The 16,691-nt window shown below is 51.8% G+C and carries 16 protein-coding genes; 10 read left to right on the top strand and 6 right to left on the bottom strand.

Translation table 11 applies throughout. The features are described from left to right. Positions 1-209: 209 nt before the first annotated feature. Positions 210-761, bottom strand: coding sequence for a flavodoxin family protein (locus GPK94_RS05820; RefSeq protein ID WP_215655012.1), 552 nt, complete (start codon positions 759-761; stop codon positions 210-212). Positions 762-779: 18 nt separating this feature from the next. Then, positions 780-1,325, bottom strand: coding sequence for a flavodoxin family protein (locus GPK94_RS05815; protein WP_215655010.1), 546 nt, complete (start codon positions 1,323-1,325; stop codon positions 780-782). Positions 1,326-1,450: 125 nt separating this feature from the next. Here GPK94_RS05815 and GPK94_RS05810 point away from each other — a divergent pair, with 125 nt between their 5' ends. Beyond that, positions 1,451-1,783 (top strand): helix-turn-helix domain-containing protein, encoded by a 333-nt coding sequence (locus GPK94_RS05810; protein ID WP_215655008.1) that lies wholly within the window; start codon positions 1,451-1,453, stop codon positions 1,781-1,783. A 798-nt stretch (positions 1,784-2,581) separates the two neighbouring features. Here GPK94_RS05810 and GPK94_RS05805 read toward each other — a convergent pair. The 3 genes from GPK94_RS05805 to GPK94_RS05795 form a co-directional block, all read right to left on the bottom strand. Further along, entirely contained in the window at positions 2,582-3,559 is a 978-nt protein-coding gene (locus GPK94_RS05805) for an NADH:flavin oxidoreductase (RefSeq protein WP_215655006.1), read from the bottom strand. Continuing rightward, positions 3,543-4,955 (bottom strand): MATE family efflux transporter, encoded by a 1,413-nt coding sequence (locus GPK94_RS05800; protein ID WP_215655004.1) that lies wholly within the window; start codon positions 4,953-4,955, stop codon positions 3,543-3,545. The genes GPK94_RS05805 and GPK94_RS05800 overlap by 17 nt, the downstream gene beginning before the upstream one ends. A gap of 161 nt (positions 4,956-5,116) precedes the next feature. Then, positions 5,117-5,908, bottom strand: coding sequence for a MerR family transcriptional regulator (locus GPK94_RS05795; RefSeq protein WP_215655002.1), 792 nt, complete (start codon positions 5,906-5,908; stop codon positions 5,117-5,119). 105 nt (positions 5,909-6,013) lie between these two features. On the opposite strand from GPK94_RS05795, the gene GPK94_RS05790 reads away from it, so the two are divergent. From GPK94_RS05790 to GPK94_RS05760, 7 genes are all read left to right on the top strand, one after another. Further along, the gene (locus GPK94_RS05790; protein ID WP_215655000.1) at positions 6,014-6,271 is read left to right on the top strand and encodes a TIGR03905 family TSCPD domain-containing protein; all 258 of its coding nucleotides are present in this window, start codon (positions 6,014-6,016) and stop codon (positions 6,269-6,271) included. 126 nt (positions 6,272-6,397) lie between these two features. Further along, positions 6,398-7,906 carry a lysine--tRNA ligase gene (lysS, locus tag GPK94_RS05785; protein WP_215654998.1) on the top strand — a complete coding sequence of 503 codons (1,509 nt, stop codon included), beginning with the start codon at positions 6,398-6,400 and terminating at the stop codon, positions 7,904-7,906. Positions 7,907-8,569: 663 nt separating this feature from the next. Beyond that, positions 8,570-8,896, top strand: coding sequence for a hypothetical protein (locus GPK94_RS05780; RefSeq protein WP_215654996.1), 327 nt, complete (start codon positions 8,570-8,572; stop codon positions 8,894-8,896). 68 nt (positions 8,897-8,964) lie between these two features. Further along, a complete protein-coding gene (locus tag GPK94_RS05775) occupies positions 8,965-9,792 on the top strand; it encodes a ParA family protein (protein ID WP_215654994.1) in 828 nt (275 codons plus the stop codon). After that, positions 9,746-10,690, top strand: a complete 945-nt coding sequence (locus tag GPK94_RS05770; RefSeq protein ID WP_215654992.1) for a ParB/RepB/Spo0J family partition protein — start codon at positions 9,746-9,748, stop codon at positions 10,688-10,690. Before GPK94_RS05775 ends, GPK94_RS05770 begins: the two co-directional genes overlap by 47 nt. Before the next feature lie 261 nt (positions 10,691-10,951). After that, positions 10,952-14,221 (top strand): S-layer homology domain-containing protein, encoded by a 3,270-nt coding sequence (locus tag GPK94_RS05765; protein ID WP_215654990.1) that lies wholly within the window; start codon positions 10,952-10,954, stop codon positions 14,219-14,221. A 108-nt stretch (positions 14,222-14,329) separates the two neighbouring features. After that, positions 14,330-14,479: a hypothetical protein gene (locus GPK94_RS05760; protein ID WP_215654988.1), complete on the top strand. Its 150-nt coding sequence runs from the start codon at positions 14,330-14,332 to the stop codon at positions 14,477-14,479. A 200-nt stretch (positions 14,480-14,679) separates the two neighbouring features. Here GPK94_RS05760 and GPK94_RS05755 read toward each other — a convergent pair whose 3' ends face one another. Then, positions 14,680-15,291: a stalk domain-containing protein gene (locus GPK94_RS05755; protein WP_215654986.1), complete on the bottom strand. Its 612-nt coding sequence runs from the start codon at positions 15,289-15,291 to the stop codon at positions 14,680-14,682. Positions 15,292-15,411: 120 nt separating this feature from the next. On the opposite strand from GPK94_RS05755, the gene GPK94_RS05750 reads away from it, so the two are divergent. Continuing rightward, on the top strand, positions 15,412-16,131 hold the full coding sequence (locus GPK94_RS05750) for a hypothetical protein (RefSeq protein ID WP_215654984.1): 720 nt from the start codon (positions 15,412-15,414) through the stop codon (positions 16,129-16,131). 35 nt (positions 16,132-16,166) lie between these two features. Next, positions 16,167-16,679 carry a hypothetical protein gene (locus GPK94_RS05745; RefSeq protein ID WP_252192525.1) on the top strand — a complete coding sequence of 171 codons (513 nt, stop codon included), beginning with the start codon at positions 16,167-16,169 and terminating at the stop codon, positions 16,677-16,679. Positions 16,680-16,691 lie beyond the last annotated feature (12 nt).

Here is a 16,691-nt window from a genome sequence, read left to right as displayed (position 1 = left end):
CAGGCCAGAATCCGCCCTGCTTTCCAGCGCCATTCTTGACTTTGTCGAAAATCGCTTACACAAAATTTTACGCCCGGCCTTACGCTGCAATCCATGATCGATGATTTTCACGGACTTGTTCAGCAAAACAATGTTCCTTAAAATCCCATACAACTGAGAACCGCCATGGCAGACTGCCATGGCGGTTTCTAATTCAGGCCATTTTTATGTTAGTGAATGGAATTCCCCAGGTCATAGGCTTGCTGGAGCTCCGTTTTTCCGTTAATATCGCCGTCATCCATATTTCCGCTGGCCAGCACGTGGCCAAGATTTTTCCAACGCAAATGCTTCGTTAAATGGTCGTAGTAAGTCAGGACGTCTTCGAAGTCGTGGCCCTCCGCTGCCATGAGCAGGGCGGAAGACTTTCCGTTCCCTCGCAGCAGGTTACCGTTTCCCTCCTCCAGAGCGAACAGCCGATCCAGCGCAGTGCACAGTTGCCCACTCAGGGTCCAGTAATACAGCGGGCTGGCCAGTAGCACCACATCACAGTCTCTTACCGCCGGATAGATCAGGTTCATATCGTCCTGCTGGACGCAGGGACAATCTTGGTCACTGTGCCCACCGAAGCACCCCTTGCAACCGTGGATTTCCATTTTGTTCAGAAAGAACTCGGTGACAGCATGGCCCGCGCTCTCAGCCCCTTGGGCAAAAGCATTTACCAGGGCCGAAGTATTTCCGTTTCGGCGGGGACTTCCATTGAGAATAACGATCTTTTTGCCCATGTATGTTCACCTTTCGGCTCAGATTTTGTCTGCCAAAGCAGCGGCTTGGGCACAGCCATCGGTCTTATTGATGTCGCCCACATTCAGAACGCCCGGTACCAGCACCTCGCCCACCATCTTCCACTTGTTCAGCGCGGCAGTGCGTTCGATAGGAATACGGACACCGTCCAGAACAGTTCTGTCTTCCTCTTCACAGCAGGCGATCAGAGCACACTCTTTTCCGGCAATGTCCTTACCGCCCACCACCAGGGAATAGATTCGGTCGATAACACCTTTGATCTGAGCAGGAATGGAGTACCAATAGACCGGCATGGTAAACACCAGCGTGTCTGCCTCAAGAATGGCCGGAGCGATGGTGTTGAAGTCATCGTCAAAGGAGCAGGCTTTCCCGGTCTTAAAGCAGGTTTCACAGGCATGACAGCCACCAATTTTCAGCATAGCAGCGTCAAAGCGGGTAACCATATGGCCTTTTGCCTGGGCCGCTTGGATAAAAGCATCCGTCATGGCAAAGCTATTGCCATTTTTTCTGGGACTTCCAGTAATGACCACGATCTTTTTGCTCATATAGAGTCCTCCTTATAGGGGCAGGATTGACTTCCTGCGCATTTGATACTACAATTTTATCCAGCATAAAATAAAAAACAAGTACGCACATTTAGGTGTAATACTTACCTAAAGGAGAGTGTGAAATGGGAACACGATGTATTGCCAACGAATGCCTGGGAACCACAGGATTCAGTTATACCCTTTCTCTCATCAACGGAAAATACAAAATGACCATCCTCTATACCCTGATGGAATTTGGTGTGGTGCGATTCAATGAGATGAAAAAGTATATCGGTGGGATATCCTACAAAACTTTAAGTGCCACCTTGAAGGAGCTGGAGGCAGATGGGCTAATCCATCGGAAGGAGTATCCTCAGATCCCCCCAAAGGTGGAGTACAGTCTGACGGAGCGGGGCAAGTCCTTGATTCCTATTCTGGACGGAATGTGTGAGTGGGGAGATCAGAACAGAAGGTAGCGTCCTGTGTCGGTGAAAAAGCCAAAAGAATGGATGTGCGGTTTTACCGATTGCAGGAATGAAATAGAGACAGAGCCTAACAGAATGTCGCAATGAAAGCGCTCATAATAACACAGGGAGTTCGTCAGATTTTGATCAGCCCCTCAAATTCTGCGCCACAGAAAACAAAAAAGGCGGGCATTCCCCAAAAGGAATGCCTGCCAAGTGGTCAAAACAGAAATCCGTCTGTGGTATTTCTGTGGTCAAATGAGAAATCGCCGCAGTTTTCACTGCGGCGATTTCCAGTTTTGGTGGACCTAATCGGGATCGAACCGACGACCTTACGGATGCGAACCGTACGTTCTCGCAAGGTGGTAAGTTTTCTGCCCACGGACTGCGGTGTATGGTCTGCAAAAAACGAATCATGTAGTAGGTGTTTTCTCTGCAAATTTCATCTGACGCAGCGAATAAGGTTCTAAACTTTACAGAGGAATATTGTTCACGATTGGTATTTTGGAGTCCTTCTGTATGTAGCCATTCAGTATATCCTGGTTATGCCATGCTGACCCAGATTCCGGGATATGAACCGACGGCACTCAGCGAATACTTTCAAAAGGGTTATCGGGTGAATAGCCTTATTCTCTTTATGCATTATAATTCTTAAGAAGACCTCCGAAAAAATCCGGGGCTCCACACTTTTTTGACATGGGTGTGGAGTCCTGGTGCAGACTGTTTACGCAAAAAGCGTTCAGCAGCCGTTTACGGCAAGCCAAACGCTTTGCGTGCTCCCAAAAGGAAGATGAACATAAAACTTAATACTCAATCTGCCCAGTGGGGATTTTTAAAGATTGCCCGGCCCACGCCGATGAGGTCGGCACAGCCCTCCTCCAGAAGGGCCTCAGCCTGGGCCGGGGTGGTCACTCCACCGGTCAGAAGAACAGGAAGATGAACCGCCTGCTTCACAGGAACAGACAGATCCCGGAAATACCCGGGTTCCCCGTGACCGGGGCGAGTAAAGCCGTTCATGCCGCCAGTGAGATGGAGGAGATCCACACCGCTGTGCTCCAGCAGCTGACAGGCCTCCACACAGTCCTGGGCGGTACTCCCTCCGGCTTCATAGTCACAGCCCCCCAGCCGCAGGGCAATGGGAAAGTCCTCCCCCACAGTCTGTCGAACTGCCTGAATGACTTCTCGATGGAAGCGGATGCGGTGTTCCACCGACTGAGGACCGTACGCATCGGTTCTCTGGTTGGCCAGCGGGGAGAAAAACTGGTTGAGGAGATAGCCGTGGGCGGAGTGAAGTTCTACTCCGTCAAATCCCGCCTGCTTGGCCCGGAGGGCCGCCTGGGCAAACCATTCCGTGACCTGCCGGATCTGTTGAAGGGTCATCTCCGCAGGCAGTTCTTCCCGCTGCTTGGGGTGATAGATTGGGCTGGGGCCAACGGGAGGCTGCCCAGTGGTCTTAGACTGTGCTGCCGATCCCGCATGGCTAATCTGAGCAAAGACTTTGACTCCCTCCTGGTGGATACAGTCGGTGAGACGCTGAAGGGAAGGAATCACATCGTCGGAGGCGATAGAGGTCTGACCGGGATGGGCCTTGCCCTGGAGGTGAATATAACTGTGTTCCGTGATGATCAGGCCGATTTTGCTGTGCTTGGCCCGTTCCCGGTAGTATTCGCATACCGCATCGGTCGCATAGCCGTTCTCGTCCGCCTTTGCGGTAGCCATAGGGGGCATCACCAGGCGGTTCGGCAGGGTCAGGTTCCGGATCGTAATCGGATCAGACAGGTGTGTCATAAGAATAATCCTCCATAGAAACATGATGGTGTTGTTTGAATGATCGGGCCGTTTTTCTCCATTCCGCTAAGCCAAAGGCCAGTGCCAGTACAAAGGCGCAGGCGTCCCCCACCGGCCCGGCCCACAGGGCGCCTTCCACCCCCAAAAAGTGGGGCAAAATCAGCAGGGCCGGCAACAGGAAAAGTACCTGCCGGGACAGGGAAATCAATGTAGCCTGCACCGGCTTTCCCACTGCCTGGAAAAAGGTGCCTGTGCACAACTGGAATCCGTTCAGAAGGATCAACAGCAGGAAGATCCGCAGGCTCTTGATTGCAAATTCTTGATAGAGCTCGGACTCCGAACCAAAAATACTGACGATGCGGTCAGGGAACAGCTGAAACACAAGGGTTCCTACGCCCATGACCAGTGTGGAACAGATAATGGCTAAAAGGTAGGTTTTCTGGGCTCGGTCCGTCTTTCCGGCTCCATAGTTATACCCGATGATGGGCTGGGAGCCTACGGAGATACCGATGACAATGCCGGTAATGATCTGATTGACCTTCATGGTAATGCCCAGAGTGGTCATGGGAATTTCCGCGCCGTACTTGGAGACAGCTCCGTACTTGACCAGCACATTATTCATCACGGTAATTACGATGGTGGCCGCCAGCTGAAGAAAGAAGCTGGAAATTCCAAGGCTGCAAACTCTCCCGCACAGTTTCCACCGGGGGAGCAGGCAGTCAGGCGTCAGGGTGATGCACCGGAACCTTCTCAGGTAAAGCAGGGTCATAACACAGGAGACGATCTGCCCCAGAACCGTTGCAATGGCGGCTCCCCTTACTCCCATGTGAAAGACAAAAATAAACAGTGGGTCCAGAATCGTATTCAAAATTGCTCCGCTCAGTGTGGACAGCATGGCGTAGACCGGGCTTCCATCGGCGCGGACAATGGAGTTGAATCCCATGCTGAACATATAAAAGGGGAAGCCCAATACAATAATAAATCCATACTCCAGTGCATAGGACATGGTGGCGTCGGTGGCGCCGAACAGGACGCAGAGCGGCGTTAGGAACACCAGAGATAGGACGGTCAGCAGAATGCTGACCACCACTGTCAGGGTGATGGCATTGCCCACACCCTGTGCGGCCCTCTGACGGTTCTCCTGTCCCAAGCACAGGCTGAAGTAGGCGGTGGTGCCGTCTCCGATCATCAGGCCAAGGGCCAGGGCAATGACCGTCAGCGGCAGGATCACATTGGTTGCGCCGTTTCCCAAATAGCCTACGCCACGGCCAATAAAAATCTGATCTACAATATTGTACAGGGTACTGACCACCATGGAAATGATGCTGGGCACGGCAAAGGTGCCAAGCAGTTTTCCAATCGGCTCATACCCCAGGGGATTTGTTTCCGCCTGCATGGTTCTTCTTCCTCCGTTTTGATTTTGATTTGGCGGGAAAAATCCCCGCAATACGCAATCATAAACTTTCCTACAATGGGAAAGTCAAGCGGAATATTTCGGGGTAGAAAAGTTTTTTAAAGAAAGAGGGCACTGGGAAAAACTCCCGATGCCCTCTTTCGTCAAATTTGTTCCTGCAGCTCCAGCGATGGCCCCTTCAGATCAAAGTAAGCAGAAGTCAGATTGGTGATCATAACCTGGTTTGCCTTAGGATGCTGGACAAAGTACTCCGAAATCAGTGTATCCATGTGATCCAGCGCCTGTGCGGGCTTCTGCTGACAGAGATAGTCCCCTTCAGGCAGCACTTCCAGGTTGGCAATCCCCTCTTTCTGCTGGAGCACCTCCAAAAAAATGTCGGTATCTATGCGGTCTCCCTGCCGCCGCCGGGCAATCAGACCAATGGGAAAGGTAAAAGCGGGCAGCAAGCCCAGAGATTGTCCTCGGAGGAAGATTTTTGTGGAGCTCTGCTTGAAAGCTAACTCTCCGCCGGAGGGGATGAAGGGTTCCCGCAAAATAAGCCGCCGGCGCAGATGCCGTCGATAGACACCCTCCTGTTCCTGATAGCGTTGGTTTTCTTCGATCCTGCGGAGTGCCTCCTCCATCTGCTGCATGGTATTGCGGAGGTGGGTAAGCTTTTCCAGTGCCTTTTGTTGTCCATCCTGAAGCAGATGCCGGATGTCCAATGTCTGGTTAGGCTGTCGGTATTGTTCCGCATCGCGCAGGGGGATGTTTAGCTCCAGACACATGAGAATCATGTCCATCTCCACCAACTGCTCCAAGGAATAATACCGATAGCCCGTTTCCGGGTCGGTATAGGCGGGAATCAGCGCGCCGATCCGCTCGTAGTACCGCAGTGATTTGGGATGTACATTGCGCAGCTTGGCAAAGTCGCTGATGGAAAGATAGCCCTGCATTTGTGATTCCTCCTCAATTGCCCCTTGACTTTCCCATTATGGGAAGGTCTATTCTGATATTATACAGCAAACCGTCAAGGATTGCCAGAGACAGGAGAGAACCGTATGATTTATGAGACCAAAGGCACCTGTGCCAAAGAAATTAAATTGGAAGTAGACCATGGAGTGATCCAGTCGGTGGAATTTGTGTTGGGCTGTCCCGGCTTTACTCAGGCGCTCAGCCGCCTGCTGGTGGGAATGCGTGTGGAGGACGCGATTGCACAGCTGAAGGGAATCCAGTGCCTGGATAAAGGGACTTCCTGCCCGGATCAGTTAGCCCTGGCGCTGTCGCAATGTCAGGAATTTGAAGAAAGACAGTCTTGAAGCGGAGAATTCCTCCCATTACCGTGCACTTTATGAAGAAATAACCGCCTGAAGATTTCTCTCATGGCATCCGCATGGGCAAGGTAAAGTGACTCAGGGCTCACACAGGAGCAAAGGAGAGTGTATATGGCTGAATCCATCCATGAAACCAACAGCCAGGGGCTCACACAGGAGACTTCTCAGCAGAGGTTGATTCGCCGGGAAAAGTTGGCTAAACTCCAGGAAGAAGGCAATGATCCCTTCCAGATTACTCGGTATGTAGTGGACAACGACTCTGCCAATATCAAGGAGCACTTCGACGCCCTGGAGGGCAGCCAGGTGTCCATCGCCGGCCGTCTCATGTCCAAGTGGGGCATGGGCAAGGTCTCCTTCTGCGATCTGCAGGACAAGTCCGGCCGCATCCAGCTCTACGCCCGGAAGGACGAGATGGATGAGGAGGAGTACAACCGTTTCAAGAAGTACGACATTGGAGACATCGTGGGTGTGCAGGGCGTGGTGTTCCGCACCCAGCGCGGCGAGATGTCCGTTCGTGTGCAGAAAGTGACTCTGCTGAGCAAGTCTCTGCTGCCCCTGCCTGAGAAGTTCCACGGCCTGACCAACACGGAGCTTCGCTACCGTCAGCGGTATGTGGACCTGATCGTCAATCCTGAGGTGAAGCGCAACTTCATCATCCGCTCCCAGTTTATCAAGTACGTCCGTGACTTCATGGACGCCCGGGGCTTTATGGAGGTGGAGACTCCCGTTCTGAACACCATCTCCGGCGGCGCCACCGCCCGGCCCTTCATCACCCACCACAACACCCTGGACATCGACATGTACATGCGTATCGCCACCGAGCTGCCCCTGAAGCGGCTTATCGTAGGCGGCATGGACCGGGTATATGAGATTGGCCGTATCTTCCGCAACGAGGGCATGGACCCCAAGCATAACCCAGAGTTCACCACCATCGAGCTCTACCAGGCCTACGCCGACTTCAACGATATGATGGACCTGTTCGAGGATCTGCTGTCCTCCGCCGCCCAGAAGATCCTGGGCACCTACCAGGTGGAGTGGCAGGGCGAGAAGATCGACCTGGCCCCCGGCTGGCCCCGTCTACCCATGCACGAGGCCGTGAAGAAGTACTGCGGCATCGACTTTATGGCCATCACCTCCGATGAGGAGGCCGTTGCCGCCGCCAAGTCTATCGGCGTGGAGCTGCCTGAGACCGCCGACAAGACCTGGGGCAACGCCCTGTACGAGTGCTTTGACCAGAAGGTGGAAGAGAAGCTCATTCAGCCCACCTTCATCACCATGCACCCCGTGGACATATCCCCTCTGGCCAAGCGCTCTCCCAGCGATCCCCGGCTCACCGAGCGTTTTGAGCTGTTCATCTGCCACAGCGAGATGGGCAACGCCTTCTCCGAACTTAATGATCCCATCGACCAGCGCCAGCGCTTCATGAAGCAGGTGGAACTGCGGGACAAGGGCGACGATGAGGCTGGCATGATGGACGAGGACTTCCTCACCGCGCTGGAGTACGGTATGCCCCCCACGGGCGGCCTGGGCATAGGCATCGACCGGTGTGTTATGCTGCTGACCAACTCCGATACGATTCGTGAAGTCATCTTGTTCCCGACAATGAAACCTTTGGACTAAAAAGTTCGAAAGTATGCCGTGTTTGCAGGGTTTTCTGCATGATTATGATACAGAAAAGCCGGGCTGTATGCCAACGTGTGCCAAGCGTATGCCAATCCGTGTCGAAGTCGGCAGAATGCCCCAAAAATCACACATTTGCAAAAGTTTTACCGCCGCATCAGAGTAATCTGGTGCGGCGGTTTTTGCGTTTATAACTGATTTTGTGTACTGAAAAAAAGCCTCTGTTTCCAATGTGGAAGCAGAGGCTTTTTTATGTCCAAAAATTTTTTGAAAAATCTCAAAAGTTTTTTATCAGTTTTTGAGGTTGAAGGTTGTAGTTGATTAGTGAGAGGCAAAGTTGATGGCCTCCCGAAAAACTGAATAACAGTCATCAGGTACGTTACCTGCACCGAGGGAAACCTCAAGCCGCTATCGACGGTGCGCCATGATTCCGGAAACGGAGGAGCGATCAAACTGATTCGATAGAAAGCCGGACTGCTACCAGCGAAGGCGATGAACTGTGCAAGGGATAATGATACTTCCGTAATTCGCGGCCCGGCCATAAAGAAGGCGGGGAGGTGAGATGCCTATGGAGCTGGTTCGCTGCCAGCCGCCTGATGATGCCCGGCACACAGGGCATAGAGAAGAACAGTGTGCGTACATAACCAAAAGGAGGAAAATGTTATGAATGAAGAATTAAATCTCGAAAAGCTGGCAGATCTGGCAGTTCACTACCCGGAGTACCTAATTGATGCGGCGGCAGAACACTTTAACGGTGATGAATGTAAGCTGGAGGCTATCGCAGTTGTGGTCAGTGGCCTTAACGATCTGTATATGCCGAGTACCGCACTGCTCTTTCTTCGGGTGCTTTCCCGAATGCTTAAGATGGAAGTTGAACTTCCGGATGCTCTGATGGACGAGCCGTATCTCTGCGCGTGGTTCATTCGGGAGTTCTCATATTGGCTGCTTCAGTATGTAGATGACTACTGCAAACTGTCGCAGAATGAGTGAGCGCCCAGGCGCTCACATACATAGCTGCCTGATTCAGACAGCTTAAAATGAGAAAGGAGGAAACCGATATGGAACAATGCAGAGTAATCGCAATCACCAATCAAAAGGGCGGCGTTGGAAAGACTACCACAACGGTGAATCTGGGTGTCGGCCTGGCGAAACAGGGAAAGCGAGTGCTGCTGATTGACGCAGACCCACAAGGCAGTTTAACAATCAGCCTTGGAGAGCGTAATCCGGATCAGCTGAGTGAAACACTCTCTGATGTAATGGAATGCGTCATCAACGATAAGTCGCTACCGGAGAACTTCGGATTGCTGAGAAGTACAGAGGGCGTTGACCTGATGCCTGCGAATATCGAGCTGTCCGGTACAGAAGTCGGCTTGTTCAATGTGATGAGCCGAGAGTATGTGCTGAAAAGCTACATTGATTCGGTCAGCAAAAACTATGACTATATCCTGATTGACTGTATGCCGTCCCTCGGCATGATGACCATCAATGCGCTGGCAGCGGCTGACCGGGTGATTATCCCGTCGCAGCCGAGTTTTCTGTCAACGAAAGGTCTGAATCAGCTGATGCACTCGATTGCCAAGGTCAAACGCCAGATCAATCCACGTCTGAACATCGACGGCATCCTATTGACGATGGTGGATAACCGAACTAACAACGCAAAAGCCATTTCTACGGCGCTGAGAGCCGCTGTAAGCGATCGAGTCCGCGTCTTTGATACGCAGATACCCTTTTCCGTCCGTGCTGCTGAAAGCGCCCAGGAAGGGCAAAGCATCTTTGTCTATGATAAGGGCGGAAAGGTTGCGGCTGCGTATGAGGCGGTGACGAAGGAGGTGTTGGAGCATGAGTCGAAAGAAAGACATCGATCTCGATCTGACGGGGTTCGCTGAACTGTTTATGAATGATGAGGGACGAGCAGAAAGTCGCTTGCCTCGCATCTATGATATCCCCTTATCTGAGATCGACGATTTCCCGAACCACCCATTCAAAGTTAAAATGGACGAGGACATGAACCAGCTTGTGCAGAGCGTGAAAGAGCGCGGCGTTATTACACCGATTACGCTCCGCCAGAAAGAAGATGGCCGGTATGAAATCGTATCAGGGCATCGACGACGAAAGGCTTGTGAACTGGCCGGTCTGGAGCGCGTTCCCGCAGAAATCAAGGAATTGTCCAGAGATGAAGCAATCATTCTGATGGTGGAATCCAATTTGCAGCGCTCAATCATTCTTCCAAGTGAAAAGGCGTTCAGCTACAAGATGCGCCTAGAAGCGATGAAGCGGCAGGGGCAGAGAACGGATTTAACTTCGGACCCAATGGGACCGAAGTCTGGTGAAAGATCAAATGAAAAGTTAGCCGAGGTGGTTAATGAAAGTAGTTCTCAGATAAAGCGTTATATCCGCCTGACAGAGCTAATTCCCGAACTCCTGGATATGGTTGATGAGAACAAGATCGCTTTTCGCCCTGCCGTTGAACTCTCCTATCTGACGGAAACGGAACAGCACATTCTTCTGAACAGCATCAGCTACAATGATGCCACGCCATCACTCCCGCAGGCCATTCGGCTCAAAGAGTTCTCCAAAGCTGGAAAGCTGAGTGCGGAGGTCATCGAAGCGATTCTTGGTGAGGAAAAGCCAAACCAGAAAGAGAAAATCAGCTTTAAGGCAGAACGGCTGCGTCCGTATATTCCCTCGACAGTGCCGCTGGAGAAAACCGAGGATTATATCATCAAGGCACTGGAATATTATCAGCGTGCAAGGGAGCGGCAGAAAAGGGAACAAGCAAGATAACCTCTATCATGGGGAAAGTATGCCCATTTGCGGTACAACTCCCCCCTTCCCCGCTCTTTCATTCCCCCTCTCACACTCTCCCCTTTAGTAAACCATCTGTATTACTAGCTGAGAAGTAAGTATAGGGGCTGCAAAATCGCGAAGGAGGTGGTTGCAATGTAGCCGTGATTGAACCCAAAAAAACAGCGGCGGATTTTCCTCCACAGCAAGGACTGTGGAGTTTTTTCATGCCGCAAATCAAGACAAACGGAGGTATCTCAAATGAAAGCTAGAACGAAAAAGTTCGGCACGAGAGCCATTGCCATGCTGCTTTCGGCAATGACGGCATTCTCAACGTTTCCTGTTTCGGCTGGTGCTGCCCAAGTGAACAGTTATCATGATCCTGCGGAGCACTGGATGCAGGCATCTGGTCGAACGAATGAGCTGGATGTCAATGCGGTTGTAACGCATGAAACCTTCAATTGCGGCGTATGCGGCAAGGCAACTTCTTTTCAGGCGTTCCGGACTCCGGAGTATACGAGGGACGGCCAGACTGCTATGAACCGGAATGTGAAATATTCGGACGGTACGATGGTCGGCGGCTCGGGTACGGGCACGATCCTGGATGGCGTTCCCGGTCAGAACGCGAGCTATACGGGTTATCACTGGACGAAAGCAGTGTGTGAGACCTGCGGTACGGTCAACAGCAACATGAGCATTAACGATTATGGTTTCGGCAAGAACGTCTATTGGCTCTATGACTGTGACTCGAAATTCATGCAGGAACTGCCCGAACAGAAAGCCTATGAGTATGTAGACAGTACCTATCACAAGGTCACAACGACCGGCGGTGAGTATTGCGCGTTCTGTTACGGCACGAATCACACCAAGAGCAGCGTTCTGGAACGGCATGACATGGAGAAAGAAATCCTTTCTCAGCCTGCCAATGGCCGGTTTGCCATCGTAGAGAAGTGCAAGGACTGCGACTACGCAAAATACGAGTATGTGGGCGCGAAGTCCGTTGTTGCCAGCTACTACGGTGTTGTGGACGGAGCACCGCACACCATCAGCGTGACAGACCTTTCTGATGCCGGTGTGCGTACGGAAATCCGCTATGGCAACAGCGCAGACAGCTGCACAATGACCAGTGCACCGAACTATACCGACAAGGGACAGTACGATGTGTATTATCAGATTACCTACACCTATCAGGGCGTAGAGATGACCGAGAACGGTGTAGCAAACGTCTGGCTGCATGATGAAACTACTAAGGATGACGGTAAGTGCAGCTGCGGCTGCTCTGACCCGAACTGCGGCTGCGAGGATAAAAACTGCGGCGGCAACTGCTGCACAGATAAAGGCTGCGGAGAAAAGCATCATTTCACGCTGCTGGATTCTGTAAAGGCCGGCTGCAAGACGCTGGGTTATGATCGCTATTTATGCACAGCCTGTGGAAAGATCGAAAAGCGCGATTATGTAGATTCTCTGGGTCATGTATGGCAGAGTGTAAAGATTCGCGAAGCCACCTGCGAAGCAGACGGCAAGCAGCTGGAGCTGTGCTCCCGCTGTGGTGAAATGAAAGAAACGGCAACGCCCAAGGGTGAGCACAAGTTTGAAACCCATTCGGTTGCGGCTACCTGCACCAATCCCGGCTATACCGTTCGTGAGTGCTCGATTTGCGGAGAGCGGCACATCGAAGATATTACTGCGACTCTGGCACACAAATACGAAGACCATGTGATTCCCGCCACCTGTGAATATGGCGGCAAGACCATTCATCGCTGCGATGGCTGCGGCAGTGCATTCGTAACAGATTATACGGAACCGCTCGGCCATAGCTGGGACAAGGGTACTCTGGTGACGAATGCGACCTGTACCGGTGAGGGCGTGATGGAATATCACTGCGTTCGCTGCGGTGAGCACAAAATCGAGGGAAATGCTGCTGCCGGTCATGTTCCCGGTTCTGCGGCTACCTGTACGGAGCCTCAGCTTTGTACAAAATGCGGTGCGGTTCTGAATAAGGCACTGGGCCATGACTATAAGACCGAAATCACTAAGCCGACTTGCACGGAGATGGGTTACACCATGATGACCTGTACTCGCTGCGGCGATTCCAGTAAGACCGATTATACCAAGGCAACCGGTCACAAGCCGGGTGACTGGATCATCGACAAGCAGCCTACTGCGGACTCCGAAGGCAGCAAGCACAAGGAGTGTACTGAGTGTGGCGAAAAGCTGGATACGCAGCCGATCGAGAAAATCTACAACAGCGGTACGACTGACAGCAAGGGCCAGGCTGTTGTGGGCGGTTATCTGGTGACGGTAACGGATACGGAGGATAAAACGCCTGTTTCCAATGCGTCCGTGGTGCTGAACAAGGACAACAGCATTTCCATCCGTCTGCCGAACAGCAGACTGCTGGACTATGATGACCAGACCACTGTTCTGGTACAGCTGGTAAAGGATAAGAGCGCCGTTCAGGGTATGCGTATCGCTGTGACCGACAAGAATGATAACTATGCAGCAGACGAGACCGACAAGGCCGGTCAGATTACGGTTCCCATTGGAAGCGGAAAGACCAACGAGGACGGCAAGGTTACGGAGGGTTATGAGGATGCAGATCGTGATCGCTGGACGCTGACGGTCAAGGTGGTTCGCACTGACACCGGACGTCCGATTCAGGGTTCTGAGGTATCCATTGGCAAGACCGGCAACATTACGGTTGAACTGCCCAAGGGCGTTGATATGGACAGCAAACATCAGGTGACGGTGATTGTAACCGACCCGAAGAAGGTGCCGCAGAAGAATATCAATGTGATTGTGAAGAACGATCTGGGTGACAAGGCCACCGGCAAGACTGATAAGAACGGTGAGGTTACGGTTCCCGAAGTCGAGAAAACGGAACATCACAGCGCTTATGTCGTTGGCTATACGGATGGTACGTTCGGACCGGAACGCAACATGACCCGAAGCGAAGCAGCGGCGATTTTCGCACGACTGCTGGCGGATAAGAATGGGGACAGCATTTCTCCTGTGGCAAAGACCAAGTTCAGCGATGTGCCTGCGTATGCGTGGTACAGCGGCTATGTGAAATATCTGAACAACAACGGTGTGACCTATGGCCACAGCAAGACTATTTTTGCACCGGACGAGCAGATTACCCGTGCCGAGTTTACAACTATGGCGGTCCGCTTCTTTGCTGTGTACGGCGATGGTGATGCTGAAATCATGGAGCAGTTCAAGAGCTTTGATGATGTGAGCGACGGCTACTGGGCGGCAGAGTATATTAAGGCAGCTGCAAAGCATGGCTGGATTACCGGATATGGTGATGGTTCCTTCCGTGCTGACCGTCAGATTACGCGCGCTGAAGTCGTGACGCTTGTGGACCGACTGCTTGGCCGTGTGGCTGATCTGGAGTATGTCAGCGATAATCTGAGGAAGCTGAACACCTTCCCCGATGTAAGCCGCCGTTACTGGGCGTACAGCGATATTCTGGAAGCAGCAAACGCACACAATGCCCTTATGGGCACTGAGGAAAGCTGGTACAAGTAAGGCTTTCCAGTGGTCTGTCAATCGACAGGCCACATACATACCGTTTGCATATTTGCAAACACTTCTTACGGCATATATGATGAAGTCAAGAGAAAGGAGTGCTTGCAAATGTTCAAACGGAAGAATACAGTTCAGCTGGAAATCACATATAAGGAATTGCAGATGCTCCGGAGATATCTGCTCATCTGGAGAAATAAGCTGCTGGCGCAGGGACATATTACCGATCCGGTTGATGAACTGCTGGTCAAACTGGGCTGAAAAGCGAATAGACTTACATACATCGGCTGCTGCTTGTGCAATGGCCGATGTTCTTTTGTCCGGGAGGAGGGTTGAAAATGAGAAAGCGTGTAATCTGCGGCACAGCGGTAGCAGCGACTGTCATTGGTGTATTGCTTTGGCGCTGGTGGCGAAAGTAGAACAACACCCTGTCCATTATGGACAGGGTGTTGTCATGAGAATTACTTGATCCAGACAGAGGCGGGGTCGAAGTTGCTGAATGTGCAGCCGGATTGTGCAAAGGCAGTGCCGAGATTATAAGAACCAAAGCTGAAATACATGGTGATTTCGGAGCCGAGGAGGTCAGACTGAGCCTTCAAAGCCATTTGTTCTGCCTGCGCCTTCAGCTCAGCGGCATTCATCGACTTCCACCAGCTTTTGAATTTGTCCATGGAAAGCGGGCCGGAATAAACGGCAGTGAAGATATGCTCATTACCGTATCGGGTGACCGGCTTTTCCATGACCGTCCACTGAGAGGAAAAACTGCCAGTGCTATTGGTGGTCCGTGCAGCACCGTCAACAGTAGCCATGTTTTTGGCGGAATCATAACCGACGGTCAGACCGTATGCTTCAGCCAGCGCACGAACCGGTGCATAGGTCGTGTCGTTGTAAGTGAAAACAAGAGCATCACGGCCCTGTGCATCTTTAGGCTGAAAAACCTCGCCGTTGACCATGACCTGTGCCGGCTGGACGTTGAGGGTGATAAGACCGCCGGCTGCAAAGGCGGAAACTGTTGCAGAACAGATCAGCAGAGCCGCCAATGCACCGGACAGAAAGTATGTAATTCGTTTCATGGGAGTACCTCCGATTCATTTTGATGAATTTAGTATAAAGGCGCAACTGCACAAGCGCAAAGGTACGGCTACATACACTGTGAGCAGCGTATGAAATCACATAGATGAGGAGGAAAGACGATGGATATTGAAGTAAGACCTGCCACAAAGACCGAGCAGATGTACTGCTATACGCAGTCTGACCAGATTATGGGACAGACCGGCTGCATCGGTCATTTGCGTGCAGATATGGGTGACAGCGGCGATCAGTTCTTTCATGATTGGACCAGCCATTGTGCGAGGCTTCTGACTCCCGAGTTTAATGACGAGTTTAATCAGGTAATCAATCAGCTGAGAGAAGATGGCGGTTTTTTGAAAAGCAGAGCGGCGGTATCAGCGTACTGTTGCCGTCAGATCGACAGTGCGATTGATCTTTCCAGTCAGGATTTCGCGTTCCGTGCGGATACAAAGGATTATTCTTATCTTCTGCGGCTGAATCCACAGAAAGGAATGTATACGGTTTACTGCTACTGCTACAAGAGAGAGTTTCTGGACCATCATTTGCATCAGGCAGAAAAAGGGATTCGCTTTATCACATCGGATTATACGGCGCTCTTTCGCCTGCCAGATGGCGGTAAAATTCGTATCCTGCGGCAAGACGGAACCCATATAGACAGGGTTTGCAGGTACATCGACGATTACCATGTAGAAATCGGCTCCAGCTGGGACTCGATATATCATATCTGCCAGTTTGCCGAACAGATGGAACGCTGCCATAACACGGTACTGCCGCTGGATACGATGGAGAATACTGCTCGAAATACACGCAGCCGCCCAAAGAATCGGGGTGATGCGCGATGACAGAGCCTAAGTACCTGATTTGGAGTAACTATTCGTTGGATTACGAGGATTGGCGTGAGGATCTGGAGGCAGAATATCCGGAACTTTCCGAACAGGAACGTGAGGAAAAGATGTATGAACGGAATAGCGAATATCTGGACGATGAACGCATGAATCTCGATATTCAGCTGGACAAGCCGATTCTGGTGATTGTCGATCTCGGCCTCTGGAATGGACGTTACAGCGGCTACAAGGAAATCGAGAGCGGCAACATCAAGGACTGCCTGTTCTCGGAGTGCGACTATGTGACCTGGTATGTTGACAGGCTGGGTGATATGCGTTGTGATGCGGTTCACCATGATGGTACCAACCATTATCTCTATCGAACCTATAAGGACGGTGTCAGCGATGCGCAGATTGAGAATCTGAAAGAGAAAATTTATCGTGGCACCGCAACAAGGACGGATATTACGCGCATAACTCGCCGGTTGGGCGATGAAATCGGGAAGGTCTATGGCTGGGATTTCCCGAAACAGAGCTTGTCAAGTGTGCAAAGAGATGCACGATGATGGAGGAAGGAG

The sequence above is a fragment of the Pseudoflavonifractor sp. MCC625 genome (genome assembly GCF_018784545.1).
Classification (GTDB): Bacteria; Bacillota; Clostridia; order Oscillospirales; family Oscillospiraceae; genus Pseudoflavonifractor_A; species Pseudoflavonifractor_A gallinarum.
The sequence above is the reverse complement of the archived record's forward strand: the minus strand, read 5'-3'. Positions and strand labels throughout refer to the sequence as shown.

Excerpts from the sequence above, each read along its gene's own strand:
- GPK94_RS05820 (WP_215655012.1), bottom strand. The coding sequence starts at position 761 with ATGGGCAAAAAGATCGTTATTCTCAATGGAAGTCCCCGCCGAAACGGA.
- GPK94_RS05815 (WP_215655010.1), bottom strand. The coding sequence starts at position 1,325 with ATGAGCAAAAAGATCGTGGTCATTACTGGAAGTCCCAGAAAAAATGGC.
- GPK94_RS05810 (WP_215655008.1), top strand. The coding sequence starts at position 1,451 with ATGGGAACACGATGTATTGCCAACGAATGCCTGGGAACCACAGGATTC.
- GPK94_RS05805 (WP_215655006.1), bottom strand. The coding sequence starts at position 3,559 with ATGACACACCTGTCTGATCCGATTACGATCCGGAACCTGACCCTGCCG.
- GPK94_RS05800 (WP_215655004.1), bottom strand. The coding sequence starts at position 4,955 with ATGCAGGCGGAAACAAATCCCCTGGGGTATGAGCCGATTGGAAAACTG.
- GPK94_RS05795 (WP_215655002.1), bottom strand. The coding sequence starts at position 5,908 with ATGCAGGGCTATCTTTCCATCAGCGACTTTGCCAAGCTGCGCAATGTA.
- GPK94_RS05790 (WP_215655000.1), top strand. The coding sequence starts at position 6,014 with ATGATTTATGAGACCAAAGGCACCTGTGCCAAAGAAATTAAATTGGAA.
- lysS (WP_215654998.1), top strand. The coding sequence starts at position 6,398 with ATGGCTGAATCCATCCATGAAACCAACAGCCAGGGGCTCACACAGGAG.
- GPK94_RS05780 (WP_215654996.1), top strand. The coding sequence starts at position 8,570 with ATGAATGAAGAATTAAATCTCGAAAAGCTGGCAGATCTGGCAGTTCAC.
- GPK94_RS05775 (WP_215654994.1), top strand. The coding sequence starts at position 8,965 with ATGGAACAATGCAGAGTAATCGCAATCACCAATCAAAAGGGCGGCGTT.
- GPK94_RS05770 (WP_215654992.1), top strand. The coding sequence starts at position 9,746 with ATGAGTCGAAAGAAAGACATCGATCTCGATCTGACGGGGTTCGCTGAA.
- GPK94_RS05765 (WP_215654990.1), top strand. The coding sequence starts at position 10,952 with ATGAAAGCTAGAACGAAAAAGTTCGGCACGAGAGCCATTGCCATGCTG.
- GPK94_RS05760 (WP_215654988.1), top strand. The coding sequence starts at position 14,330 with ATGTTCAAACGGAAGAATACAGTTCAGCTGGAAATCACATATAAGGAA.
- GPK94_RS05755 (WP_215654986.1), bottom strand. The coding sequence starts at position 15,291 with ATGAAACGAATTACATACTTTCTGTCCGGTGCATTGGCGGCTCTGCTG.
- GPK94_RS05750 (WP_215654984.1), top strand. The coding sequence starts at position 15,412 with ATGGATATTGAAGTAAGACCTGCCACAAAGACCGAGCAGATGTACTGC.